We start from the raw sequence: 25560 nt of genomic DNA, 5'->3' as shown, positions 1-25560 counted from the left end.
AGGAGCAACCCGTGCCCATTCAGTTCGGGATCTTCGATCACATCGAGATGAGCGGTGACCAGGGCGTCCAGGCCCTCTACGAATCCCGCATCGCCTTCCTCAAGCGGGCCGAGGAGTCCGGTTTCTACGGATTCCACCTCGCCGAGCACCACGGGCACAGGCTCTCGGCCTCCCCGTCCGCCTCGGTGTTCCTGGCCGCGCTCGCCCGTGAGACGACAAGGCTGAAGCTGATCCCCACCGTGGTCTGTCTTCCGCTGCACCATCCGGTCCGCGTCTACGAGGACCTGGCGATGGTGGACGTGCTCTCCAACGGCCGCCTGGAGGTCGGGCTCGGCAAGGGCATCACCAAGTTCGAGCACCTGCAGTTCGGGCACGACCCGGAGGAGGCCTCGGCACGCGCCAAGGAGATCTCCGCGATGCTGCTGCAGGCGTGGGAGACCGGCGTCATCTCCAGCGAGGACTCGACCTTCTACGACTTCATGGAGATGAAGCTCCCGTTCGAACCGGTCCAGCACCCATACCCGCCGCTGTGGACCGCCGGCAACGTGGAGGTCGCCGGGCGCGGCGGGCACAACTTCGTGACCACCGGCCCCGTCACGGCCGCGGCCCGGGCGCGCTACGACGAGCTGCGCGCGGCCAGCCGGGAAGTGCCCGGGCACCAGAACCCGCACGTCAAGGCCCCGCTGATCGGCCAGACCCAGTCGGTCGTCATCGCTCCCACCGAGGCCGAGGCCAAGGCGACCCTCCGCCGTGCGTGGTCCTACTACCAGGAGTCCATCACGCGGGCGCGCGGCAGCGTTCCGCCGCACCTGCAGACCGAGCTGCCCGCCATGGACAACCCGGTCGCCCAGGCCGTGCTCGACCAGGACCCCCTGGAGTCGGGCATGGCGGTCGCCGGCACCGTCGAGCAGGTGCGCGACTACTGCGTCGAGCAGGCGCGGCGCGGACACGCGAACTACTTCGTCCTCATGATCCCGTTCGGCGACATGACGACCGAGGAGGGCACCCGCACTCTGGACGCCTTCGCCGAGCACGTCATCCCCGCGGTGCGCGAGGCGGTGGACGAATGACGTTCACAGGCACCACCGTCGACGTGTGGGGGAGGCCCACGCAGGTACGCGTGGACGGCGCGGGCGAGCCGCTCGTCTACCTGCACGGTGGCGGAATCGTGGAGGGATTCGACTTCCTGACGCCCCTCTCCAGCCGCTTCCGGGTCGTGGCCCCTCTCCTGCCCGGATACGGATCCACCCCGCTCGACCCTCCCGTGAGGAGCCGCGACGAGGTGGCCCGGCACACGCGTGACGTGCTCGACGCGCTCGGCATCGAGCAGACCGTGCTGGTCGGGCACTCGCTGGGCGGATGGCGGGCGGCGTACTTCGCGGCCCTGTTCCCGGAGCGGGTGAGCCTGCTGGTCCTGGGAGCGCCCTGGGGCATGAACGTCCCGGAGTGTCCGGCGGCAGACCTCGCGTCGATGAGCCCTGTGGAACGCCTCGCCGCGATGACCACCGAGCCGCGGATCTACGAGGGACGCTATCCCAGCGGACCGGATCCGGAGTTCCGGGCGGCCCGCGAGCGAGAGCAGGAGTCGCGCACCCGGATCATGCCCGGCGCCCACGACCCGGAGCTGGCGGACGTCCTCGCGCGGATCACCGCGCCGACGCTGCTGCTGTGGGGCGAGGAGGACCGGGTCAGCCCGCTGCCGCATGCCGCCGCCTGGCAGAAGGCGCTGGCGCAGGCCACATTGCGGACCTTTCCCGGGCGGGGACACCAGCTCTTCCACGAGAACCCGGGGATCCTTCCGGCCGCCGTACCCGACACGAGTGAGGAGGCCGGCCGATGACCGGACGCCTTGGGGGAAAGGTCGCCCTCATCACCGGAACCGCGAGCGGCATGGGCCGGGCGGCCGCCATCCGGTTCGCCCAGGAGGGTGCGCTGGTCATCGGCTGCGACCTTTCCGAGGAGGGCAACCGGGAGACGGTCGAGCTGGCGGCGGCCGCCGGCGTCAAGATGACCGGCATGGCACCGGTGGACCTCGGCGACCCGGAGGCCGCACAGGCCTGGGTGGAGGAGTCCGCAGCCGTCCACGGACGGATCGACGTGGTCTTCAACAACGCCTCCGCGCCCCGCTTCGCGCCCCTGCCGGACATGACGGTGGAGGACTGGCGGTACGCCATCCGCAACGAGCTCGACCTCGTCTTCTACGTGACCAGGTTCGCTTGGCCCCACCTCGCCGAGCGCGGCGGTGTCGTCATCAACACGGCGTCGACGTCGGCGTACGTCGCCACACCGGGCCAGGGATTCGCCGCCCACTGCGCGGCCAAGGGCGGGGTACTGGCCTTCACCCGCCAGGTCGCGTCCGATGGCGCCGCTTACGGGATCCGGGCCCTCACCATCAGCCCCGGCGCCATCAAGACCCCCGTCGTCGATCGGAACTACCTGTCCAAGAACCCCGGGGCGGAGCAGGAGCTGATCGACCGGTCGCTGATCGCGAACCGGATGGGCACCCCCGAGGACGTGGCGTCGCTGGCCGTGTTCGCGGCCTCCGAAGAGGCGGCGTATCTGACAGGCGTGGACCTGCTCATCGACGGCGGCATGACCGCTCTGTGACCGGCTCCGGCATTCACGCACCGGAGGGGACGACGATGTCCGACAGGGAGAGGACGACGATGTCCGACAGTTCGACCGTCTCGACACCAGCGCTGCTGGGTCGCGGCATGACCCTGGCCGACCAACTGGCCCGGCACGCCCGCACGATCGGCGATGAGGTCGCCTTCCGCTGCGCGGGGACACAGCGGACGTACGGCGAGATCGACGAGCGGGTCAGCCGCCTCGCGAACGCCCTGCGGGACCGCGGGGTGGGCCCGGGCGACCGAGTGGTCGTGCTGGGGTACAACACACTCGAGGTCCTGGAGGCCTACTTCGCCTCCTGCCGGCTCGGTGCGATCTGCGTGCCGGTGAACTTCCGGCTGGTCGCCCACGAGATCGCCTACGTCCTGCGGGACAGCGGGGCCGCCGCCGTCGTCGTACAGGACGTGCTGGCCCAGACGATGGCCCAGGCTCGCAAGGAGGTCGGGGACACCGGTCCTTGCCTGGTGTACGGGGCCGAACACGACGGCTCCGGTGAGGACTACGAGGAAGCGCTGCGCACGGCCTCGCCGCAGTACGCGGGTCTGCCGGTCGACGAGCGGGCCCCCGCCTTCCTCATGTACACCTCGGGCACGACCGGCCGTCCCAAGGGGGCCGTGCTCACGCACCACAACCTGCTGATGCACGCGTTCAGCGTCATGACCCACCTCGGTCTCCCGCCCGACGACAAGGTGTGGCTGGCCGCGACGCCCCTGTTCCACATCGCGGGGCTGTCGGGCATGCTGCCCACCGTCATGCGCGGCGGGCTCGTCGTGGTCCTCCCGTCCGGCGGGTTCGACCCGGCGGCCGTGGTCGACCTCCTGGAGAGCGAACGTGTGTCGTCCTGCTTCTTCGTCCCCGCGCAGTGGGAGCTGATCTGCGCCGTACCCGGTATCGCCGGACGTGATCTGTCGGCGCTGCGGCGCGTTGCCTGGGGCGCGGCTCCCGCGACGACCACGTTCCTGCGCAAACTCATCGGAGCGTTCCCCGGGGCCTCGGTCGAGACGGCCTTCGGGCAGACCGAGTCCAGCGCCATCGTCACCATGCTCCGCGGGGATGAGGCCCTGAGCAGGATCGGCTCGGTGGGCACCCCGCTGGCCAACGTCGAGGTTCGCATCGTCGACGACGACATGAACGACGTGCCACGCGGCGAGATCGGCGAGATCGTCTACCGGGGCCCGGCGGTCATGAAGGAGTACTGGAACAAACCGGCCGAGACGGCGGAGGCGTTCCGGGGCGGCTGGCTCCACTCCGGCGACCTGGGGCGGCAGGACGAGGACGGCTACTACTACGTGGTCGACCGGAAGAAAGACATGATCATCTCTGGTGGCGAGAACATCTACTGCGCCGAGGTGGAGAACGTGCTCGCCGCCCACCCGAAGGTCCGCGAGGTCGCGCTGATCGCGGTGCCCGACGAGAGGTGGGGCGAGAGCCCGCTCGCGGTCGTCGTGGCCGGCGCCGAGGACGACCCGCCCACGCCCGCCGAACTCGCGGAGTGGTGCGCGGACCGCCTGGCCCGTTACAAGCACCCGCGCCACATCGCGGTGGTGCCGCTTCTGCCGCGCAATCCGAGCGGCAAGGTGCTCAAGACCCAGCTGAGGTCCGACCGCGCGGCCGGACGGCTCGACATCCGGTCGGCCTGACCGCGCGGGAACGAGGAGAACCATGAACCGACACCGACCGGACGGGAAGCCGACGACCATACCGGACACGTCCGGCGCCTCCTGGGGCGGCATGGACGCCGCGGACCTGGACGCCCTGCGCGAGTCCGTCCGCGGCGCATGCTCCCGCCACTGGCCGACGGCCACCGCCGCCGAGGACGGCGACCTCGCCGCACTGTGGGCGGTGGCCGCCCGGCAGGGCTGGACGGACCTCGCCGGCCCGGAACTGATCCCGGCGGCTATCGCCGTGCAGGAGGAACTCGGCCGGACCGCCTGTCCGCTGCCCGTCGTCGACGCCGCGCTGGCCGCGGGCGTTCTGGAGGCGCGGGGCCATGGCTCAGCCGTCCGCGAGATCGCCCAGGGCTCCCTCCGCCCGGTCCTGGCCCACGTGGCGTGGGACCGGGACGGCGGCGACACCGTCGTACGACACATCGAGGCCGGCCCGGTCGCCACGCACCTCCTGGCCGTCGACCAGGAGGCGGGCCTGCTGGCCTGGCACGCTCTGGACGATGCCGTCGTCACGCCGCTGCCGGGGCTGGCCGTTCCGGCCTGGTCCGAGGCGCGCCTGTCCGGGCCCGCAGAGTGGACCGCCAAACTGGAGGATCATCCCGACCTGCTCCTGTTGAGGCGCACCGGCCTGGCCGCCCGAGCCGTCGCCGCGGTGCGGCGCACCCATGAACTGGCGGTCCAACACGCTTGCCAGCGTGAGCAGTTCGGCAAGCCGATCGGCTCCTTCCAGGCCGTTTCCCACCGGCTCGTCGACGTCGAGACGGCGCTCACCGCGGCCCGGCGGCTGCTGGACCACGCCATGGTCCTGCTCGGCGCGGGCGATCCGCAGTGGCGGACGGCGGCGGAGATCCACCTGGAGTTCGTCACCGGCGTCCTGGCCGGGCTCCAGTTCGACGGGCACCACACGCTGGCCGCGGTGGGCTACTTCGAGGAGCACGAGGCGCCCTGGCTGTTCCGTCGGACCCACGCCGACCTGGCCGTGCTGGCGGCCACCGCCGGTACGACCGGGGTGGGCGACCGCCTGCTCGACGAGGGCGCGCGGTTGCCCGACTTCGACCTCGGCCCCGAGGCGGAGCAGGTGCGCCACGAGGTCCTGGAGGCGTTCGCGCCCTGGACCGACGGGCCGCCGGCGGGACTGAGCTCGTGGGACGACGACGCGCGGGCCGTACTGCGCGACCGCGGCTGGATCGGCGTCGGCTGGCCGCAGGAGCTGGGCGGCGGTGGTTTCACGACGACCGAGGCGGCCGCCTTCTCCGAGGCGATCGCCTACAGCGACCCTCCGGTCGGCAACATCTGGATGGGTATCAACTCCATCGCGCCGATGCTCATCAAGACGGGCCCGCCGAGCCTGCGGGACCTCCTGTTGGCGGAGATCCGACGCGGCGACCTCTCTGTCGCGCTGGGCTACTCCGAGCCCGGCGCGGGATCCGACCTGGCTTCACTGCGGACCCGCGCGGACCGGGTGGAGGGCGGGTGGCGCGTCAACGGCCAGAAGCTGTGGGGCACCTGCGTGCCCGACTCCCGGCTGATCGTGCTCGCCGCCCGGACCGACTCACAGGCCATCCCGTCGCACGCGGGGATCAGCCTGTTCCTGGTCGACCTGGACTCCCCGGGCATCACCGTCCAGCGGCACCGCTCCCTCGGCGGCGACGTGTCGGCGACGACCTTCTGGGACGACGTCTTCGTCCCCGAGGAGCGTCTCATCGGCGAGGAGAACCAGGGATGGGCCGCCCTGAGCGCCGCGCTCGCCGGCGAACGGGTTCTGATCGGTGCCAGCGTCATGAAGGCCCACCGGTCGTTCGACAGGCTCGTGCGGCTGGTGACCGACCACCCTGAGCTGGTGCCGCCGGCGCGCAGGGCGGACCTGCGGCCGGAGATCGGCCGCCTGGCCGTCCGGCTGCAGGCGGCCCGTGCCCTGGTCAACGCTGCGGTGGAGGCCATGGCCTCGGGCGACGGCGCGCGCAAGGAGGCTCCCATGGCCAAGATCACCGCGACCGAGCTCGCCGAGAACCTCAACGCCACGGCCGTCGCACTGCTCGGCCCGGACGCTCTCCATCAGCACGGGGCCAAGGGCGCGGCCGGCGACGGGTACTTCGAGGACGGCCTCCGCGCGTCGATCATGGGAGTGATCGCCGGCGGTACCGGCGACATCCAGCGCAACCTCGTCGCCCGGGGCATGGGGCTGCCGCGCTGACCGAACAGCTCGGCGATGACGCACCCCTCACTCACCTCACCCGTATTCGTTCGTACTCGTACCTCACTTATCACTCGTCACTCGTACAAGGAGCGCTGCGCGCATGAAGGCATGGCAGTTCACCGCGGTCCATGAGCCCCTCGTCCTGAACGAGGTGGCGGAACCCGTCGCCGTCCCCGGCGAAGTCGTGATCGACGTCAAGGCCGCCGGCCTGTGTCACTCCGACGTCGGCATGCTGGAGGACGAGAACTGGCCCCGTCACGGGAGCAAGAACCCGATCACCCTCGGACATGAGATCGCCGGTGTGATCAGCGAGGTGGGCGAGGGCGTCACCGAATGGAAGACCGGTGACTCGGTCAGTGTCTTCCTCACCTACGCGTCCATGCCCGGCCACGAGCGGGACGGCGGCTACGCCCCCAAGATGCTCGCCCGTGCCGAGGACCTGATCCGCATCCCCGCGGGCGTCTCCTGGGAGCACGCGGCCGTGGGCGCGGACGCCGGCGCCTGCTCCTACCACGCCCTGGTCGGCGTCGGGCAGGCCAAGCCCGGCGACAAGGTGGGCATCATCGGCTTCGGAGGTCTGGGGCAGATCGCCACCCGGATCGCGGTCCTCAAGGGCTACGAGGTCTACGTCGCCACACGCAACCAGAACGTCTGGCCGCTGGCCAAGGAGATCGGGGCCAAGCGGGTCGTCAGCGACATCAGGGAACTGACCGACGAGCAGCTGGACGTGATCGTGGACTTCGCCGGCGCAGGCACGACGACTGCGGCAGCCGTGGACGTCGTCCGGCGTTTCGGGCGGGTGGTCCTGCCGGGGATGGCGGCGCTGGAGACCACGATCAGCACGAAGTCGCTGATCATGAAGCAGGTCACCCTGGCCGGCGCGTTGGGCGCTTCCCCGCACGCGCAGCGGGGTGTCTACGACCTGATGGCCACCGGCGAGCTGAGCCCGGTCACCGAGACGATCGCCTTCGAGGAGATCGGCGCAGGCCTCGCCCGTCTGTCGAAGGGCGGACTGGACGCACGTCTGGTCGCGCGGATCGGGAACTGACCCGACAGCGGTACCGGGTTGACGCCGTGGGCGTCCCCGCTTCGCGGAACGGCACCGGCCGAGTCGGTGCCGTTCCGACGACTTCCTGACCTTCGATCCGACAGGAGAGCTGACATGAGCACCCACAACGGACGCGTCGCCATCGTGACCGGCGCGGCGCGTGGCATCGGCGCCGGTGTGGCCCGGCGTCTGGCACAGGACGGTTTCGCGGTCGCCGTACTGGACCTCGACGAGACCGCCTGCAAGCAGGTGGTGACCGACGTCGAGCAGGCAGGCGGCCGGGCCCTCGCGGTGGGCGTCGACGTCGCCGACGAGCAGGCGGTGCAGGCAGGCGTGGAGCGAGTGGCCGAGCAGTTGGGCGCGCCGACCGTGCTGGTGAACAATGCCGGCGTCACCCGGGACAACCTGCTGTTCAAGATGAGTGCACAGGACTGGGACGCGGTGATCGACGTCCATCTGCGCGGCTCATTCCTGATGACCCGCGCGGCTCAGCGGTACATGACAGAGGCCGGCTGGGGCCGGATCGTGAACATCTCCAGCGTTTCGGCCCTGGGCAGCCGCGGCCAGGTGAACTACTCCGCGGCCAAGGCCGGCCTCCAGGGGTTCACCAAGACCCTCGCGATCGAGCTGGGCAAGTTCGGCGTCACCGCCAACGCCATCGCCCCGGGTTTCATCGAGACGGAGATGACGGTGGCGACCGCGGCGCGGCTGGGCGTCACGTTCGAGGACTTCAAGAAGGCCGTGGTCAGCACGATCCCGGTCTCCCGCGGTGGCATGCCGGCGGACATCGCCCATGCGGCGTCCTTCTTCGTGGGTGAGGCCGCCGGCTTTGTGTCGGGCCAGGTCCTGTACGTCGCCGGCGGCCCGCAGGGCTGAGCGCGGGGCTGGACGTCCCCAGGAAGGACCTCGCCCGATGACGGGCGCCGATCTGGGCCTGGCGGGGCTTCTCCCAGAGGCACGCGGAGCCATGGCCTCGACGTGCGAGGCCGGGTCGTGGTGGAGCTGGGGGAGTGCCTTGGCACTGGTGCCGTTCTTGACCGTCGCCGTCGTAGGGGCGGCGCCGATGTCGCCGTCCGGGCGGCCGAGGAGTCCGTCGAACTGCAGAGGGAGATCGGTATGACCTGGGAGCACCCCGGCGACGTGTATCCCGAGCGGGCGAGGGCCGCCCGGAGCGTCTTCGGCAGGCCCGGTTTCCACCGCGCCCGGCCGGCAGACCTGGCCGGGCCGCCCCTCGCGGTCCGATGACACTGCGGAGCACGACCGTCGATGTGAAGGGCCGGTCCACGGAAGTCCTCATGGCGGGCTCGGGCTCCGGCACGCCGCTCGTCTTTCTGCACGGCGGCGGCATCATCGCGGGCTTCGCCTTCCTGACCGCCCTGCCGGACCGCTTCCGGGTCGTGGCCCCGCTCCTGCCCGGGTACGGCGCCACCGCGCTCGACCCCCTGCTGACCAGCCGTGATGAGGTGGCCGCGCATACCCGCGACGTGCTCGACGCACTCGGGATCGAGCGGACCGTCCTCGTCGGACATTCCATCGGGGGATGGCTGGCGGCCGCGTTCACCGCGCTCTTCCCGGAACGCGTGAGCACGCTCGTCCTGGCCGCACCGTTCGGCCTGCACCTGCTCGCGCACCCGGTCCCCGACCTGGCGGCGATGAGTCCCCAGGAGCGCGCCGCGGTGATGACCAGCGATCCCGGCATCCTGCGGGGGCGCCTGCCCACCGGGCCGGACCCGCTGTTCGCCGCTGCCCGCGCCCACGAGCGGAGAGCTCTCCGCGCCTTCATGCCCGGCCCGTTCGACCCGGAACTGCCGGGCGTCCTGTCACGGATCGCCACACCGACGCGGTTGCTGTGGGGCGAGGACGACAAAGTCGGAGCGCTCGCCCTCGCGGACGAGTGGCACAAGGCGATGCCGCACTCCGTGGTGCGGACCTTCCCCGGCGGGGGCCATCTGCTCCTCAACGAGCGCTCCGACATTCTTCCGGCCGTGATCGGTGTTCCGCCGGCGCGGTCCGACTGACGACCGGGTCCAGACCGGAGTCGGCGACAACTCGGTTGCATGCGCTTTCTGTAAATGGCAGCCGCAAAATTGTTATTGATCACTTCCGCGAGAGCCGTGCTGATTATTTAGTTGCCCTGGCAGACATGAGCTCGGAGGGGTGTGCCGTCTCCCGTCATATGTGAAACAAAAAACTTAATGGCGACGTAGAACCGTTGTTCTTTTGTCGAGTGGCCCCTATCGTCATCGGCGTCACGTGGTTCCAGAACGTCACGTGATCCTCATTCCACCTGCAACGAGGCAGGAGAAGTACATGAAGGTCGCCGTGCAGCCACTGGCCCGCAATCGACGGGCGTCTCGCTGTATCACTCTGACAAGGTCACTGGTCCTGACAAGGTCACTGGTCGGCGCACTGGCGCTGACAACACTGGCCGCATGTTCGTCCGGTGGGGGCGATGCCCCTGCCGGTGCCTCGACCAGCGGGGGCGGCGACTACGTAGCGCAGTCGCGAGCCCTGCTGGAAAAGGCCGCCGAGGGCGCGGTGACGGGTCCCTCGGTCGGGGCGGTCAGCGCCGACAAGCTCGTGGCGTGGAGACCGGAAGACATGCCCACCCCCAGCGCGCTGCCCACCGGCAAGAAGATCAAGGTGGCGGTGGTGTACGCGTTCCCCGTGGGCAGCCCCGTGTACCAAACGCACTTGATCGAGAAGATCGGCCCGAAGCTCGGCTGGGACGTGAAGGTCTTCCAGGCCGCGACCCCCACTCAGCAGGGCGCGCTGGCGGCGATGCAACAGGCGATCCTCTACAAGCCTGCCGCCATCATCGCCCCCGTCGTCCCGGCCACCTGGATCGCCCCCGCGTTGGACAAGGCCCGGGCCCAGGGCATCCACACCGTCGGCATCCATCAGGACGCCACCGGCGGTGGCGGCTACGACGCCTACGTCCCCGCAGCCGAAGGAGTCCAGAAGGCGCTCCTCGCGGCATGGGCGGTCGAGCAGAGCAACGGCAAGGCCAAGACCCTGCTGGTCAGCGCGCCCGGTTTCAGCGACGCCAACGTTCCCGCGGCCGAGAAGTATCTCAAGGGCTGTTCCGGTTGCTCGACGAAGAGCATCCAGTTCAACCCCGACGTCTTCATCGACCCGACGAAGACGCAGAGCAGCGTCGCCGCGGCCCTGGCCGCGAACCCCGACGTCGACTACGTGATGTGGCCGAACGGGTCCGCGCCGCTGCCTGGAGCCCTGAACGGCATCAACGCCTCCCGGGACCGGGACGCCAAGCTCATCGTCAACACCGCGGGGCCGGGCAGCATTCAGCTGCTCAAGGACGGCAAGCTGCCGGTCGTCGTGCACCACCCCGAGGCGATGCTGGCGTTCGCCGCGCTCGACCAGGTCAGCCGCCTCGTCCAGGGAGAGCAGCCCCTGGCCCAGGACGCGCTGCGGCTGCCGATCACGTACTGGACGAAGGAGACCTCCTCGGCCCCGGACTTCGCGTCGATCACGACGGCCGAGCTGACGGCGAACGACTGGCTGTCTCCGTACGAGAAGGCATGGAACGTCTCTCTCAAGGACACGGTCATCGGGGTCAGGAACTGAGATGACCGGAGAGAACCCGCTCAACGGCGCTTCACCCGGCGGCGGCCCGGTCGCCGAGCCGGCGGTCGACGCGGTGGGCCTGCGCAAGGTGTACGGCCCGACGACTGCGCTCGCCGGAGTGGACTTCCAGGTCCGTGCCGGCGAGATCCACGGCCTGCTGGGGGAGAACGGTGCGGGCAAGTCGACGCTGGTACGACTCCTGGCCGGCGTCGAACGGCCCGATGACGGAGAGCTGCGGTTCTTCGGAGAGCCCGCCTCGGGCGGCCCCGGCGAACGCCGGGGGGCGGGTCTGGCCTTCATCCATCAGGATCTAGGCCTCTTCCCGGAGTTCTCGGTCGCGGACACCATCGCTCTGTCCAGTGGGTACGTCCGGCGCGCCGGACTGATCGACGAGTCGGCCTCGGTGGCGGCGGCCCAGGCGGTGGTCGACCGCCTGGGGTTCGAGTGCGACGTGACCAGGCCCGTGGGTGAACTGCCGCTCGCCGACCAGACGCTGGTCGCTGTGTGCCGGGCACTGGCCCACGGTGCTCGGCTCATCGTCCTCGACGAACCGACGGCCTACCTGGAGGCCCGCCAGGCCAGGAAGCTGTTCGATCTCCTGGCGGGGTTGCGCGCGGACGGGGTGGCCTGCGTCCTCATCACCCACCGCAGCGAGGACGTCCTGCGGGTCTGCGACCGGGTGACCGTCCTGCGCGACGGACGAACCGTCGCAGTGCGCACCGCGGAGGAACTGTCCGAGACGGAATTGATCCGACTGATCACCGGTCGGGGCGACGCCTCGGCACGGGCGGCGCGACGGGAGAGCGCGCGCCCGGCCCGATCGGTCAGGTTGGCTGCCGAGGATCTCTGCGGCCCGGGTTTCGGACCGGTCTCGCTCACCCTTCACGAAGGAGAGGTCCTCGGCCTGTGCGGACTGGCCGACGCGGGCCAGTTCGCGGTCGGCCGGGCCCTCGTCGGGGACATGCCCCTCGGCGGAGGCGCCCTCATGCTCGACGGGCGCCCCTACCGACCGGGCGGCGTGCGCGCCGCACTGGCGGCCGGCATCGGATTCGTCCCCGCCGACCGCGCGGCGGACGGCCTCGCCGCGTCCCTCACCGCGGCGGAGAACATGCTGATGAGCCCACCCGGACGGTGGTGGCAGCCGTTGCGAAGCAGAGCTGACGAGTCGACCTGCAGACGGCTGCTCGAAACGTTCCAGGTGTCGCCGCCCCTCGCCGACCGTGAGGTCTCCACCTTCAGCGGCGGCAACCAACAGAAGATCCTGTTGGCCAAATGGCTGGGCTTCGACCGCCGCCTGATCATCCTGAACGAACCGTCAGCGGGTGTCGACGTCGGTGCCAAGGCCGACATACACGACGAGATCCGAGCGGAGTGCGAGACCGAGGGCACCGCAGCCCTGGTCATCACCACCGACTTCCAGGAGATCGTCGATCTCTGCGACCGCGCCCTGATCATGCGGCGAGGACAGGTCGTCGGTGAACTCGATGCCTCCCGACTCCATGCGGACCTGCTGACCGAGATGGCCTACGGAGGAACGGTATGACCGCCCCGATCCGAGCGAGTGCGCCGAGCGCCGCCGCGCGACGTCATCAGCCGAGCGCCCGGGGCACAGGCGCCCTGTCGCATCGCCTCGGCAGGTACGGCCTGCCCATGCTGCTCGTGCTGACGCTGGTTGTCTTCAGCCTGGCCCGGCCGGAGGAGTTCGCGACCTGGGACAACGTGAGATCCACCCTCGACCAGCAGACGCCCGTGATCATCGGCGGTCTCGCGGTGATGATCCCCCTGCTGACCGACTCCATCGACCTCTCGGTCGCCGCGAACATCTCGATGGCGAACATCCTGATGGCCGGCCTCACCACCAACGACGGGCTGGCGACTCCGCTCGCGGTCGTGGCCGCGATCCTGGCCAGCACCGTTGTCGGCCTGCTCAACGGCCTGATCGTCGAGCGACTGCAGGTGACCTCGTTCGTCGCCACGCTCGGCATGGCGACCCTGCTGAGCGGAGTGGGCCTGGCCTACAGCGACAGCGCGGACATCCTGACCGTCCCGGACGCCGTCACGTCGATGGTCCGGACGGAGACGCTCGGGCTGCCGCTCTCGGTCTACTACGGCGTCGTGTGCATGATCGTCACGGCGCTGGTGCTCCGGTACCTGCCCGTCGGCCGGAAGCTGCGGGCAGTCGGCGCCAACCCACGGGCCGCGGCGCTCACCGGCATTCGGCCGGGCCTGTACCGGGTGGCCGCCTTCACCTTCGGCGGCGCGCTGGCCGGAGTCGCAGGCGTCGTCCTCACCGGCCAGCTCGGCTCCGCGACGGCCTCCGGGGCGGCGAACAGCCTGCTCCTGCCGATCTTCGCCGCGGTCTTCCTGGGCTCCACGGCCTTCACTCCCGGCAGGCAGAACGTGCCCGGTCTGTTCGTGGCCGTGCTGTTCCTGGCCTTCGTCTCTTCGGGCCTGGTGCTGCTGGGCGCACCGCTGTGGGCGTCCCCGCTGGTCAACGGTGCCGCCCTGATTCTCGCGGTGGCACTGTCCGCATGGGCGCTGCGCATCCGCGCCCGCCGGTTCCGTATCCACCAGCTCAAGCAGTTGGACCGCGAGGAGAGCGAGACGTCCTGAGGAACGGTGCGCGGCAGAAGAGAAGGAACGCCCTGGCCGGATCCGGCCAGGGCGTTCCTTCGTTCACCGGCGCTTGTCTCGACGCGTCCTTCGCCGTCACGCTGACGGATGCGTGGGGACGAACGGGGTGCAGCACTGAAGTAGAGGGATGGAATCCTCGCCTGTTATGGACCCTCATGCGTGGCCCGGACAACGTAGCCGGCCCCGCGTACGGTGTGGATCACCGGAGTCCGACCTCTGTCGATCTTCGACCGCAGGCTGCTGATGTAGACCTCGACCAGATTTCCCTCGCCGTCGAACGAGCTGTTCCAGACGCTGTCGAGGAGCTGAGCTTTGCTGAACACCTGCCGGGGATGGCTCATCAGGAACCACAGGAGGTCGAACTCCTTGGCCGTGAGCTTGACCGATGCTCCGCCGCGCCGAGCCTCACGGCTCGTCTCCGACAGGACCAGATCGCCCAGCGTTCGAACGGACTGGTCCGTGGAGGATCTCTCGGTGCCGACGCCGGAGCGACGCAGCAGCCCGCGTAGCCGCAACATCACCTCCTCCAGCGAGAAGGGCTTGGTCACGTAGTCGTCCGCCCCTGCCGACAGGCCGTCCAGGCGGTAGTCGAGTGACTCCCGGGCGGTGAGCAATCTTCCACGTGTTCCAGGTCTGCGACCGTGCCGTCATCTTGCGCCGCGGTGAAGTCGTGGCGGACCTGACCGTTGCCGACACCACGATCGAGGAGGTCGAACGGCTGATCACGGGGACGACTGCCCCGGTCTAGAACAAGCCCTGCCCGAACCGGTCTCCTCCATGACGAAGGGCGTCCCCGGCTCGTGCGCAGCCACGGGCCCGGACGCCCTTCTGGAGGTTCTGCCCCCATCCGCCCCGTCCTGCTTGATGGAGTTGAGGTGGATCAGGCCTTTAGAAGAAGCCAAGCTTGTTCGGTGAGTAGGTCACCAGCAGATTCTTCGTCTGCTGGTGGTACACGCGTCACACCTCCCTGACCAGCTGAAATAGTCGTGGGCGAGGCGGGCTGCGGGGCGCTGGCCCGTGTATGGTCCGGATCTTGACGGAGGGCGGGATCTGACAGATACCTGCTTGTGGGACGGGAACAGCCTGGACGGGGCTATGCCACGCTGTGGTTGGGCGCGCAGGCCGCTGGAGATACCTGGCAACCACTGCATCGGGCGTGGGGACGAGTCGGTTGAGAGAGCTTGGCGACACGGACAGGGCGGACTCTTCTGTATCGACGCCCAGCGCACGTCTCGGCGTCGTACAGGGCTCGGTGCCGGTGTAGTCGAAACGGCTGAAGGCGGCGGCCCCTGCGGTAATTGGAGGGGTGAGCAGTTGCCGCACCGCCGGTTCGACCTGGCACAGGTCGAGTACGACTTTCAAGCCAGTGTGATGCCGAGTCGCTCCGCGAGCTCGAGGGCGTCGGCGCCGTACGTCTCCCGGATTTGTACCCCGTCGGAGCCGATGTCGAAAACGCCGAAGTCCGTGTAGACGCGGCTGACGCAGCCGACGCCGGTGAGTGGGTAGGTGCACTGTGGTACGAGCTTCGGCTCACCGGATCGCGTGAAGAGCGTCATCATCACGTAGACGTCCTTGGCGCCGATGGCGAGGTCCATGGCGCCGCCGACGGCGGGGATGTCGTCGGGCTTGCCTGTGGTCCAGTTGGCGAGGTCGCCGTCGAAGGCGACCTGGTACGCGCCGAGCACGCAGACGTCGAGGTGGCCGCCGCGCATCATCGCGAAGGAGTCGGCGTGGTGGAAGTACGCCGCCCCCGGCAGCTCGGTCACCGGGACCTTGCCGGCGTTGGTCAGGTCGGGGTCGACCCAGGCGCCCTCGGCCTTTGGGCCCATGTTGAGCATGCCGTTCTCGGTGTGCAGCACCACCCCGGAGCCAGCCGGCAGATGGTCGGCGATCTTGGTGGGCTGCCCGATGCCGAGGTTGACGAAGGAACCGGCCGGGATGTCACGTGCGATGACGGCGGCCAGCTCGTCCATCGACAGTGGGTGGTCGGCGTTCTTCGGCGTCCCGGCGTACGCCTGGCCGTTCGGCGTGATGGTCATCGTGCCCCCTGCACGGTGTAGTGACGGGCCGTCACCTGGACGACCCGGTCGACATAGATGGACGGGGTGACGATGGCCTCGGGGTCGAGCATCCCGGCCTCCACGACATCGTCGACCTGGACAATGGCCGTTGCCGCGGCCGTGGCCATGACCGGTCCGAAGTTGCGGGCGGTCTTGCGATAGACGAGGTTGCCCAGCGTGTCCGCGGTGTGCGCGCCGATCAGCGCGTAGTCGCCTTTGATGGGGTACTCCAACAGGTACCTACGCCCGTCGATCTCCCGCTCCTCCTTGCCCTCGGCCAGCGGTGTGCCGACCGCGGTCGAGCAGTAGAACGCGCCGATCCCGGCACCGGCCGCGCGCATCCGCTCGGCGAGGTTGCCCTGCGGCACCACTTCCAGCTCGATCTTCCCCTCGCGGTAGAGGCCGTCGAAGACCCAGGAGTCGACCTGGCGCGGAAAGGAGCAGAGCACCTTGCGCACCCGCCCTGCGGCCAGCAGCGCGGCTAGTCCGACGTCACCGTTGCCGGCGTTGTTGGACACGATCGTGAGGTCCTTGGCGCCCTGCCGGATGAGCGCGTCGATCAGGTCGAACGGCATGCCGGCCAGGCCGAAGCCGCCGACGAGGATCGTGGAGCCGTCCTCGATCCCTGCGACGGCTTCGTCGGTGCTTTCGAGGATCTCCGCCCGGCTCACCGGTCCGCCCCCGTCGTGTCGAAGTTCTCGAGTACGACGGCCAGGCCCTGGCCGACCCCGATGCAGATCGCGGCGACGCCGTAGCGCTGCCTCGTCTCGCGCAGCACCTTGGCCAGCGTGGCGAGGACGCGGCCGCCCGAGGCGCCCAGCGGGTGCCCGATCGCGATGGCGCCGCCCTTCTGGTTGGCGATGGCGGGGTCGATCTTCCACGCGTCTACGCAGGCGAGCGACTGCACGGCGAAGGCCTCGTTGAGCTCGACCGCGCCCACCTGGTCCCAGCCGATCCCGGCCCGGGCCAGCGCACGGTTCGCGGCCTCGACCGGGGCGTAGCCGAAGGCCTGCGGCTCCAGCGCCATCACCCCGCGGCCGGCGATACGGGCGATCGGGTCGGCCCCGATGACGGCCGCCGCCTTCGCGCTGCCCAACAGCACCCCGGAGGCACCGTCGTTGAGCGGGCTGGCGTTGCCCGCCGTGATGGTGCCGCCCTGCTCCGGGGTCCGGAAGACCGGCTTGAGACCGGCCAGCGCCTCCGGCGTGGATCCCGCCCGGATGCCCTCGTCACGCGTCAGGTCGACGCCCTCGACCGGCACCACCAGGTCGTCGTAGAAGCCCGACTCCCAAGCCTGGTGTGCGAGTTGGTGGGAGCGAGCGGCGAACTCGTCCTGTCGCTCCCGGGAGATCCCGAAGCGCTCCTGCAGCTGCTCGTTGGCCTCGCCCAGGCTGACCGTCCACTCCTTCGGCATGCGCGGGTTGACCAGCCGCCAGCCGAGCGTGGTCGACACCGCGGTGACATCACCGGCCGGGAACGGCTTCGCCGACTTCGGCAGCACCCACGGCGCCCGCGTCATCGACTCCACACCGCCGGTCAGCACCACCTCGGCATCGCCGGACTCGATCGTCCGACTGGCCGTCATCGCCGCGTCGAGACTCGACCCGCACAACCGGTTGACCGTGGTGCCGGGCACACTCACCGGGAGCCCGGCGAGCAGCGCCGCCATGCGACCCACGTTGCGGTTCTCCTCGCCGGCGCCGTTGGCGTTGCCCCACACCACGTCGTCGATCGCGGCGGGGTCGAGACCCGGCACCCGGGCGAGTGTCGAGGTGATCGCGGCGGCGGCGAGGTCGTCGGGGCGCACCCCGGCCAGCGCGCCGTTGAAACGGCCGAACGGCGTGCGCGTCGCGGCGTAGATGAAAGCGCTCATGCACCGACGCTAGCCCCGGTACGCGATATTCTGAAGTACACATATGCGTGCCGATTGATATGAGTGAGATATGGATCTGCGTCATCTCCGGTACTTCGTGGCGGTGGCCGAGGAGCGCCATTTCGGTCGCGCCGCCGAGCGGCTCCACATGGCCCAGCCCCCGCTCTCCCAGCAGATCCGCCAGCTGGAGACCGAGCTGGGCGTCGAACTGCTCCACCGCACCACGCGCCGGGTCGACCTCACCGAGGCCGGACGGGCCTACCTGGAGCGGGCGCGCGCGATCCTCGCCGACGTCGACGAGGCAGCCCACCACGCACGCCGCGTCGCCACGGGCTCGGTGGGCCACCTCGCGATCGGCTGCGTGGGCTCGGCGACGTACAGCCTCCTGCCCGCGCTCTCACGTCGGCTCTCGGAAGAGCTGCCCGGCGTCGACTTCTCCTTCCGCGGTGAGATGCTCGCGCCCGACCAGGTCGAGGCGCTGCGCACCGGGGTGATCGACATCGCGCTGCTGCGCCCTCCGGTGGCCGACCTCTCCCTCACCCTGCGCACCCTGCGCAGGGACCGGCTCGTCGTCGCCGTACCGGCCGACCACCCCCTCGGCCGCCGGAAACGGTTGCGGGTCGCGGACCTCGCCGGCACCGACCTGATCGTGCACTCCGCCGACCGCCGGTCGGTGATGTACGACGTGGTGCTGGGCCTCCTGCGCGACGCCGGCGTCGAACCGCACATTCGCCACGAGGTCGGCGAGACCTCGACGTTGGTCACGCTCGTGGCCGGCGGTCTCGGCGTCGCCGTCGTGCCCGAGCCCGTGACCGCGTTGGCGCTGGACGGCGTCGCCTACCTACCGCTGGCCGGGGCCGACGCGCGGGTGGAACTGGCCGTCGCCCACCGTGCGGACCGCTCCGAACCGCACCTTGTGCGCACCGTAGGGATCATTGAGGCGATGTTCTGACGCACACCGAAGCCGGATCACCCGGCCCTCGCCTTGCGCAACAGCCCTGCCTCGCGGGTGGCGGGTGTGCGGGCGGCCCGGTGCGGGCGTCGGGCCGGACCGTCGGAGCCATCGGCGTGCGGAGCGCCTCCTCGGCGGCCGTTCCCTGGTCTCGTCGGGCAGTTCGAGGAAGCGACACCTTCAGACGGGCCGGCGGTTGTTGAGCGAGGCGCACACGCGCTTCGGGCATGGCCAGGGCGCCCGACGACTGCCGCAAGATCCGGTATCGCCGCTTACCGACCGGAGGAACGCCTACGCAACGATCTTCGCGACGGAGTCCCGAGCCTGATGCGCGATGCGGTCGTCAGTGACGTCGTCCGCCCCGCCCACGCCGATGGCGCCGATGACCTCGCCGTCGGCCGTCACGATCGGCACGCCGCCGGCGACCGGCAGAAGGTTGGCGTCAACCAGGTGAGGAGGTGCCACCTGCATCTGGGGGGACGCGGCGAAGGCCGCGAACTTGGCCGTCGGGACACCGCTGACGGCCGAGGTGTAAGCCTTGCGTCGCGCGGTCTCCACACCGAGAAGACCGACGCCGTCGTCGCTGAGGAGCACCTTCGTGACACCGCTTCGGTTGACCACGACGGCGCACACCTTGTGCCCCTCGGCCCTTCCTGCTTCCAGAGCGGCGAGAGCGGCGCCGTGCGCGATCTCGTAGCTGAGCGGCTCTCGCATGGGGCGGTTCCTTCCCTTGGCGGCCGAGTGGTCGACCGGACGTCTTCCGTGGGATCCCCGGGGCCGTGGACAGCCCAGGTCATCGCTGATTCCGGACATGCTGGAAACCCGCGACAACATGTCGCGGCCCGAGGTGAATGTGAAGCGTACCTCGCATTCGCATCAGGATGACCGGGGGCTCACTCCGTCGACGTGCCCAGTAGATACAGGCAGGCGATGTTCGCCAGCTCGTCGGTGAGTTGACGCCACGTCAGCGGTCGCCCGGACTCGAATCGTTCGCCGTGCAGCACGCGGTTCATGCACGCCGCGTACACCAGGCGAAAGGTGACGTCCAGCCGCAAGTCCGGCTCCGGCGCGCTGATCATCGGCACGATCGGTTCCAGGAACCGCCGGAACACCTGGCCGGCGTCGATGCTGGCGTCGGACCCGACTTCGGACACTGCGGGATCGGTGGTGCCCGCGGTGATGAAGACGCGCATCAGACGTGCGTGTGCTTCGAACGTCTCGGTGATCCCGGCGACCGCCGAGGCGATCAGTGTGGTCGGGTCTGTGCGCAGCGGGGCGAAGCGGCGGATGATGTCGGCGCGAAAGTGATCGATCATGTCGTGCTGCAGTGCGGCGATCAGGCGGTCCTTGTCGCCGAACCGTCGATAGACACTCCCCACCGAGACGCCCGCTCGCGCGGCGACGGCCGCGATGGTGAGCGCCTCGGTGCCGCCCTCCGTCAGGAGGGCCGTACCCGCTTCCAGGATCCGCTGCTGGGTCAGTCGGCTGCGCGCCTGCTGTGCCGGCGGCAGATCGAGTGAAGGTTCGGTACTCACCGCCTCAGCGTATACGCCGTCGGTAGCGGCTCCGGGGCCCCGCATCCGGCACTCCTGAGTACTGGGCCCGGACCCTTGACGCGTCGCGAAGGTAATGCGAATGTGAATTAACAATCCTATTCGCGGGCCGCACGTGAAGGTGCCTTCGCAGGAGATCCCCCACAGCCCTGCATGCCCCCGGCTGCGCGCCCGAGCCGCACGGGAGACAAGACGATGACCACCACTTCAGAGGTCGACACCGGTACCGGCTACGGTCGCCCGAAGCCCTCCTACAACGCCCGTCTGCGCGAGGTCGGACCCGGCACGCCCATGGGCGAGGCCCTGCGTCGCTACTGGCACCCGATCGCCAGCTCGGAGACGCTCGTCGCCGGTGCCCTGCCGCAGAAGACCCGCGTACTGGGCGAGGACCTGGTCGTGTTCCGGGACGGACAGGGCGCACCCGGTGTCGTGATCGAGCGCTGCACCCACCGCGGTGCCAGCCTCTACTACGGCCGCGTCGAGGACGACGGCATCCGCTGCTGCTACCACGGCTGGAAGTTCGACGTCGAGGGTCGCTGCATCGAGCAGGCGTGTGAGCCGGCCCTGGGACGCAGGCGCGACGCCGCCCGTCAGCCGTGGTACCCCGTCCAGGAGCGCTACGGCCTGGTCTTCGTCTACATGGGCCCGCCCGAGCTCAAGCCCGAACTCCCGCGCTACGACGCGCTGGAGAACCCCGCCGAGGACGAGAAGTACTTCGCCAGCTGGCCGGTCCCGCACGCCGCGGTCCTCGGCATGCCGGCGGACTTCAACTGGCTCAACATGTACGAGAACGGCGCCGACCCGACGCACGTCACCTGGCTCCACTCCACGCACAGCGGCTACCAGATGCTGGGCACCGGGACGTTCGGCTACCCCGAGAGCTTCTTCGACCCGGCCACCATCGCCGACCGCGTGACGTACGAGCGTACCGACCACGGCGTGAAGTACATCCAGCGATTCGAGGTCGAGGGCGAGGACGGCGAGGTCACCGAGTACGGCTTCGCGGTCGAGCAGCACCTTCCCAACATCTTCGGCCTGCCGGACTACGTGAAGATGACCCCCGACAATCCGGACCAGTTGCTGTGGCTGGTGCCCTCCGACGACACCACCAACCGGCTCTTCTTCTCGATCCGCACCAACGATCCCGAGCGCATGGTCCGCTTCGTGATCGGCATCACGCAGAACGGCAAGCAGAACCACGAACTGACCGACGAGGAGCGCCACCGGTTCCCCGGTGACGCGGAGGCCCAGGGCTCTCAGGGAGCGATCACCCTGGACTCCGAGGAGACCCTGGCCACCTCGGACCGCGGCGTCGTCATGCTGCGCCGCATGCTGCTCACGATGGTCGACGACGTCGAGGCCGGGCGCGATCCGATCAACATCGTCCGCGACCCCTCGGAGGTTCACCGCACCCAGTCCGGGCTCTTCACCCTCGGCAAGCGCCCGGCGGGCGACGACGCCGACGCGCCGGCCACCGCTGGAATCTGAGCGACGATCATGAACAACGAGTGGCTCGACACCGTCGTGGACGCCCGGCGCGACGCGACCAGTCGGATCGTGGTGATCGACCTGGTCAGTCCCGAGGACGCCGAGCTTCCGGAGTTCGCCGCCGGCGCCCATGTCGACGTACTGGTCGACAGCGCCGCCGGGCTGGTCCGCCAGTACTCCCTGTGCGGGCCGCCGCACGACCGCACCCGCTATCGGCTGGCGGTGCTGGCCGAGACGGCGTCGCGCGGCGGCTCGCTGGGGATGCATCGGCTCCGCAAGGGCGACAGGCTGCGGATCTCCCGTCCCCGGAACCGGTTCGGAGTCTCGGACGAGGCGCGACGCCATCTGCTGGTGGCCGGCGGTATCGGCGTCACTCCTCTGCTGGCCATGGCGCACGCGCTGGAAGCGAGCGGCGCGGAGTACGAGTTGCACTACTGCGCGCGGAGCCGGGGTGACTCGGCGTTCCTCGACGAACTGGAGCACAACCCCCGTGTCCGGCTCCACTTCGACGACGGCCCGGACGACCAGAGGTTCGGCATCGCCACCGACATCGGCCGGCCCGATCCCCACACGGCGATCTACGTCTGCGGACCGGGAGGCTTCATGGACTTCGTGATCTCCTCCGCGCTCGCAGCGGGATGGCCTGCCGAAGCGATCCACAAGGAGCGCTTCGCACCCGTCGAGGACGCCGAGGCGCACAAGGCCGGCGGGGCCTTTCGCGTGCGGCTGGCCAGGACCGGCGGCGAGTACGGGATCGAGGAGGGCCAGAGCGTCCTCGACGTCCTGCTCGCCAACGGCGTGGACGCCCCCTACTCGTGCCAGCAGGGAATCTGCGGTGAGTGCATCGTGCGCGTCCTCGCCGGAGAGCCCGACCACCGCGACGACATCCTCACCGATCGGGAACGCGCCGACGGCATGTTCACCACCTGCTCATCGCGAGCACTCTCTCCGATTCTGGAGCTGGACCTATGACAACGACCACGTCCACCGCGGCCACCGCGACCCTCCAGGCGATCGAACAGGCGGAGGCCGCCTGGCTCGTGGCTCTCGTCGAGGGCGAGAAGGCGCTGATCGCCCTCATGCTCGAAGACAGTCACGTCGTCCACGGCCCGGTCGGGAAGATCGATGGCCGGGAGGCCTTCGCCCACTTCGCCTCGACCCGCCGCCGCACTGTCTTCGCCAAGGCCGAGGAGCTGAGCATCACGGTCCACGGCGACACCGCGATCACCACGTGTCTCCAGGAGATGCACATCTTCTTCGACGAGAACCTCCCGCCCTTCCCCGTCCAGGAAGTGATGACCCGGGTCTGGGAGAAGACCGCGGAGGGATGGCGCCTGGCGCACATGCACCAGTCCAAGCGCATGCCGCCGGCCTGACGCCCGGGTAGGCCGGCCGCATCTCCCTCACGCCGCTGTTCGATGAACGGACAAGAGGCTTCAGGGCGGGCGGCCGGCGACAGAGAGTTCGACATGAAGGTTTCCGCGGCGATCGACGACGATCGCCGCTGTTGTGGAGGCGAGGCGACAACAATGTCAGCTACTGAGATCAAGGCACCCACGTCCGGCGCGGTCCGGACCAGCGACCTCCTCATCGCGGGCGAGCACGTCCCGGCCAAGGACGGCCGCTACTTCGAGACGGCCGAGGCCCTGACCGGTGAACCGATCGCGAGGGTCGCGGCAGCCTCCGTCGAGGATGTCAACCTCGCGGTGGACGCGGCAGCGGCGGCACTTCCGGAGTGGTCGGGCCTTCCGCCGGCCGCGCGGCGGTCGGTCCTGGAGCGGGCGGCCGCCCTGCTCGGTGAGCGCACCGACGAGATCGTCGCCACGATGAGCCGCGAGATGGGCGCCACTCTTCCTTGGTGCGGCTTCAACGTGCACGTCGCGAAGGGCATGCTCGTGGAGGCGGCGGCCCAGGCCTACGCGGCCGTGGGCGAGGTCATCCCGTCGGACGTGCCCGGCCTGACCGCCCTCGGTGTGCGGCAGCCGGTCGGCGTCGTCGTCGGCATCGCGCCGTGGAACGCGCCGCTGATCCTCGGTGTGCGTGCCGTCGTGTGGCCGCTGGTGTGGGGCAACACCGTGGTGCTGAAGTCCTCCGAGCAGACGCCGCTCACCCAGGCCGCGATCGTCCAGGTGCTGCACGACGCCGGCGTGCCCGCCGGAGCGGTCAACCTCATCAGCAACGCGCCCCAGGACGGTCCGAGCGTCGTCGAGGCCCTGATCGCCCACCCGGCCGTGACCCGTGTGAACTTCACGGGATCCAGCAAGGTCGGCCGCATCATCGGCGAAATCGGTGGCCGTCACCTCACCCGTGTGGTCCTCGAACTCGGCGGCAAGGCGCCCTTCTTGGTGCTCCCTGACGCGGACCTGGAGGAGGCCGCCGCCGCGGCCAGCTTCGGTGCCTTCATGAACCAGGGCGAGATCTGCATGTCGACCGAGCGCGTCATCGTCGACCGGACCGTCGCCGACGAGCTCTCCTCCCGCCTGGCCGAGCGTGCCGCCAAACTGGTCGTCGGCCCCCCGAGCGACCCCGCCTCACAGATCGGCCCGCTGGTCCACACCGTCGCCCGGGACCACGTGGTCGCGTTGATCGAGGACGCCCGTGACAAGGGCGCCCAAGTCCTGACCGGTGGCACGGCCGACGGCCTGTTCGTGCAGCCCACGGTGCTGCGCGGGGTCACACCGGAGATGCGTATCTACAGCGAGGAGTCCTTCGGACCGGTCGTCTCGATCATCGAGGTCGACTCGACCGACGAGGCCGTCACGGTCGCCAACGACACCGAGTACGGGCTCTCCGCCGCCGTCTTCGGCAAGGACGCGGCAGCTGCCCTCGACGTGGCCCGCCGTATCAAGTCCGGCATCTGCCACATCAACGGCGCCACCGTGCACGACGAGCCCCAGATGCCCTTCGGCGGGGTCGGCGCCAGCGGCTGGGGCCGTTTCGGCTCCCGCGCCGCGCTGGAGGAGTTCACCGAGCTGCGCTGGATCACCATCCAGTCCGGATCCCGCCACTACCCCATCTGACGATGCGACGAGGTCGTAGGGCGCACGTGAAACGGCGTGCGCCGGGCCCCCGGGGCTTGCCCGGCTGGATGTGGTGCCTTGCCGCGGCTTTCAGCCCGGCGGTAGGAGCGGCATGGCTGGCGGAGGTCCGAGAGACAGAGGCCCTCGAGCAGCTCCACCGAGAGGTGGAGGAGTTCCTCCGGTCCTTCTGACGAGGCCCCTGTACCAGGGATCTCCGCCCTTCCAAGGAGTCAACAATGTCGCAGGTCGACAACGACCACCACGAGATCCGGCAGCTCATCGAGAACTGGGCGCTGTGGCGCGATGCCGGGGACTGGGGCCGCTTCGCCACGGTCTGGCATCCGCGCGACGGCTGGATGAGCGCCACCTGGTTCCAGGGAAGTGCCACCGACTTCATCAAGGCCAGTCGTGAGGGCTTCGAGAACGGAGTCAGCATTCTCCACTTCCTGGGCGGTCACACCGCGGACATCGTCGGCGAACGGGCCATCGCCCAGACGAAGATGACGATCAACCAGCGCGAGACCATCGACGGCGTCGAGGTCGATGTCGTCTGCACCGGCCGCTTCTACGACTTCCTCTCCCGGCACGAGGGGCGCTGGACCCTCGTCCGCCGGCAGCCGATCTACGAGAAGGACCGGCTCGACGTCGTCGACCCCGCTGTCTCACTGACGTTGGATCCCGAGCTCCTGGACCGGTTTCCGACCGGCTACCGGCACTTGGCCTACCTGCAGACCAAGGCGGGTTTCATGGTGAAGGACGGACTCCCCGGCCTCACCGGCCCAGCGGTCGAGCACCTCTACTCCGAAGGCACGCAATGGCTGGCCGGGGCCTGAGGCCGCAGAGCCACCGAAG

General features: G+C 69.7%; 23 protein-coding genes and 1 pseudogene. 18 read left to right on the top strand and 6 right to left on the bottom strand.

Going from position 1 to position 25560, the window contains the following annotated elements; all coding sequences use genetic code 11:
- Positions 1-11 precede the first annotated feature (11 nt).
- The 12 genes from ACWD4O_RS36740 (at position 12) to ACWD4O_RS36685 (ending at position 13741) form a co-directional block, all read left to right on the top strand.
- The gene (locus tag ACWD4O_RS36740) at positions 12-1070 is read left to right on the top strand and encodes an LLM class flavin-dependent oxidoreductase (protein ID WP_451286771.1); all 1059 of its coding nucleotides are present in this window, start codon (positions 12-14) and stop codon (positions 1068-1070) included.
- Positions 1067-1840: an alpha/beta fold hydrolase gene (locus ACWD4O_RS36735; protein ID WP_451286769.1), complete on the top strand. Its 774-nt coding sequence runs from the start codon at positions 1067-1069 to the stop codon at positions 1838-1840. Before ACWD4O_RS36740 ends, ACWD4O_RS36735 begins: the two co-directional genes overlap by 4 nt.
- Complete coding sequence (locus tag ACWD4O_RS36730; protein WP_451286765.1) at positions 1837-2607, top strand: SDR family NAD(P)-dependent oxidoreductase; 771 nt, start codon at positions 1837-1839, stop codon at positions 2605-2607. Before ACWD4O_RS36735 ends, ACWD4O_RS36730 begins: the two co-directional genes overlap by 4 nt.
- A 59-nt stretch (positions 2608-2666) precedes the next feature.
- Complete coding sequence (locus ACWD4O_RS36725; RefSeq protein WP_451286764.1) at positions 2667-4268, top strand: long-chain-fatty-acid--CoA ligase; 1602 nt, start codon at positions 2667-2669, stop codon at positions 4266-4268.
- 22 nt (positions 4269-4290) lie between these two features.
- Positions 4291-6489: an acyl-CoA dehydrogenase family protein gene (locus ACWD4O_RS36720; protein WP_451286762.1), complete on the top strand. Its 2199-nt coding sequence runs from the start codon at positions 4291-4293 to the stop codon at positions 6487-6489.
- 103 nt (positions 6490-6592) lie between these two features.
- Complete coding sequence (locus ACWD4O_RS36715) at positions 6593-7540, top strand: zinc-binding dehydrogenase (RefSeq protein ID WP_451286760.1); 948 nt, start codon at positions 6593-6595, stop codon at positions 7538-7540.
- Positions 7541-7654: 114 nt separating this feature from the next.
- Entirely contained in the window at positions 7655-8416 is a 762-nt protein-coding gene (fabG, locus tag ACWD4O_RS36710) for a 3-oxoacyl-ACP reductase FabG (protein WP_451286758.1), read from the top strand.
- Positions 8417-8656: 240 nt separating this feature from the next.
- Entirely contained in the window at positions 8657-8785 is a 129-nt protein-coding gene (locus ACWD4O_RS36705) for a hypothetical protein (RefSeq protein ID WP_451286756.1), read from the top strand.
- On the top strand, positions 8782-9558 hold the full coding sequence (locus ACWD4O_RS36700; protein ID WP_451286754.1) for an alpha/beta fold hydrolase: 777 nt from the start codon (positions 8782-8784) through the stop codon (positions 9556-9558). Before ACWD4O_RS36705 ends, ACWD4O_RS36700 begins: the two co-directional genes overlap by 4 nt.
- A gap of 583 nt (positions 9559-10141) precedes the next feature.
- Positions 10142-11128, top strand: coding sequence for a sugar ABC transporter substrate-binding protein (locus ACWD4O_RS36695; RefSeq protein WP_451286752.1), 987 nt, complete (start codon positions 10142-10144; stop codon positions 11126-11128).
- A 1-nt stretch (position 11129) separates the two neighbouring features.
- Positions 11130-12671 carry a sugar ABC transporter ATP-binding protein gene (locus ACWD4O_RS36690; RefSeq protein ID WP_451286750.1) on the top strand — a complete coding sequence of 514 codons (1542 nt, stop codon included), beginning with the start codon at positions 11130-11132 and terminating at the stop codon, positions 12669-12671.
- On the top strand, positions 12668-13741 hold the full coding sequence (locus ACWD4O_RS36685) for an ABC transporter permease (RefSeq protein WP_451286748.1): 1074 nt from the start codon (positions 12668-12670) through the stop codon (positions 13739-13741). The genes ACWD4O_RS36690 and ACWD4O_RS36685 overlap by 4 nt, the downstream gene beginning before the upstream one ends.
- Positions 13742-13905: 164 nt before the next feature.
- On the opposite strand, the pseudogene ACWD4O_RS36680 reads toward ACWD4O_RS36685, so the two are convergent.
- The 4 genes and pseudogenes from ACWD4O_RS36680 to ACWD4O_RS36665 all read right to left on the bottom strand — a co-directional run.
- Positions 13906-14376: pseudogene (locus ACWD4O_RS36680) on the bottom strand (winged helix-turn-helix domain-containing protein); the annotation flags it as partial.
- Between the two features lie 744 nt (positions 14377-15120).
- Positions 15121-15801: a 3-oxoacid CoA-transferase subunit B gene (locus tag ACWD4O_RS36675; RefSeq protein ID WP_451286746.1), complete on the bottom strand. Its 681-nt coding sequence runs from the start codon at positions 15799-15801 to the stop codon at positions 15121-15123.
- Positions 15798-16493: a 3-oxoacid CoA-transferase subunit A gene (locus ACWD4O_RS36670; RefSeq protein WP_451286744.1), complete on the bottom strand. Its 696-nt coding sequence runs from the start codon at positions 16491-16493 to the stop codon at positions 15798-15800. The genes ACWD4O_RS36675 and ACWD4O_RS36670 overlap by 4 nt, the downstream gene beginning before the upstream one ends.
- Positions 16490-17695 carry a thiolase family protein gene (locus ACWD4O_RS36665; RefSeq protein ID WP_451286742.1) on the bottom strand — a complete coding sequence of 402 codons (1206 nt, stop codon included), beginning with the start codon at positions 17693-17695 and terminating at the stop codon, positions 16490-16492. Before ACWD4O_RS36665 ends, ACWD4O_RS36670 begins: the two co-directional genes overlap by 4 nt.
- A gap of 70 nt (positions 17696-17765) precedes the next feature.
- On the opposite strand from ACWD4O_RS36665, the gene ACWD4O_RS36660 reads away from it, so the two are divergent.
- Complete coding sequence (locus tag ACWD4O_RS36660; RefSeq protein WP_451286740.1) at positions 17766-18647, top strand: LysR substrate-binding domain-containing protein; 882 nt, start codon at positions 17766-17768, stop codon at positions 18645-18647.
- Between the two features lie 291 nt (positions 18648-18938).
- Here the strand turns inward: ACWD4O_RS36660 and ACWD4O_RS36655 are convergent, their stop codons facing one another.
- A complete protein-coding gene (locus ACWD4O_RS36655) occupies positions 18939-19361 on the bottom strand; it encodes a GlcG/HbpS family heme-binding protein (protein WP_189323844.1) in 423 nt (140 codons plus the stop codon).
- Between the two features lie 179 nt (positions 19362-19540).
- Entirely contained in the window at positions 19541-20227 is a 687-nt protein-coding gene (locus ACWD4O_RS36650) for a TetR/AcrR family transcriptional regulator (protein ID WP_451286737.1), read from the bottom strand.
- A gap of 168 nt (positions 20228-20395) precedes the next feature.
- On the opposite strand from ACWD4O_RS36650, the gene ACWD4O_RS36645 reads away from it, so the two are divergent.
- The 5 genes from ACWD4O_RS36645 to ACWD4O_RS36625 all read left to right on the top strand — a co-directional run bounded on the left by ACWD4O_RS36645 (position 20396) and on the right by ACWD4O_RS36625 (position 25541).
- Complete coding sequence (locus tag ACWD4O_RS36645; protein WP_451286735.1) at positions 20396-21688, top strand: Rieske 2Fe-2S domain-containing protein; 1293 nt, start codon at positions 20396-20398, stop codon at positions 21686-21688.
- A 9-nt stretch (positions 21689-21697) separates the two neighbouring features.
- Positions 21698-22660: a PDR/VanB family oxidoreductase gene (locus ACWD4O_RS36640; RefSeq protein ID WP_451286733.1), complete on the top strand. Its 963-nt coding sequence runs from the start codon at positions 21698-21700 to the stop codon at positions 22658-22660.
- Positions 22657-23064: a nuclear transport factor 2 family protein gene (locus ACWD4O_RS36635; RefSeq protein ID WP_451286731.1), complete on the top strand. Its 408-nt coding sequence runs from the start codon at positions 22657-22659 to the stop codon at positions 23062-23064. The genes ACWD4O_RS36640 and ACWD4O_RS36635 overlap by 4 nt, the downstream gene beginning before the upstream one ends.
- 153 nt (positions 23065-23217) lie before the next feature.
- The gene (locus tag ACWD4O_RS36630) at positions 23218-24708 is read left to right on the top strand and encodes an aldehyde dehydrogenase (RefSeq protein ID WP_451286729.1); all 1491 of its coding nucleotides are present in this window, start codon (positions 23218-23220) and stop codon (positions 24706-24708) included.
- Positions 24709-24944: 236 nt separating this feature from the next.
- Positions 24945-25541: a nuclear transport factor 2 family protein gene (locus tag ACWD4O_RS36625; protein WP_451286727.1), complete on the top strand. Its 597-nt coding sequence runs from the start codon at positions 24945-24947 to the stop codon at positions 25539-25541.
- Positions 25542-25560: the final 19 nt, after the last annotated feature.

The organism is Streptomyces sp. NPDC002623 (assembly GCF_053592635.1).
The sequence above is the reverse complement of the archived record's forward strand: the minus strand, read 5'-3'. Positions and strand labels throughout refer to the sequence as shown.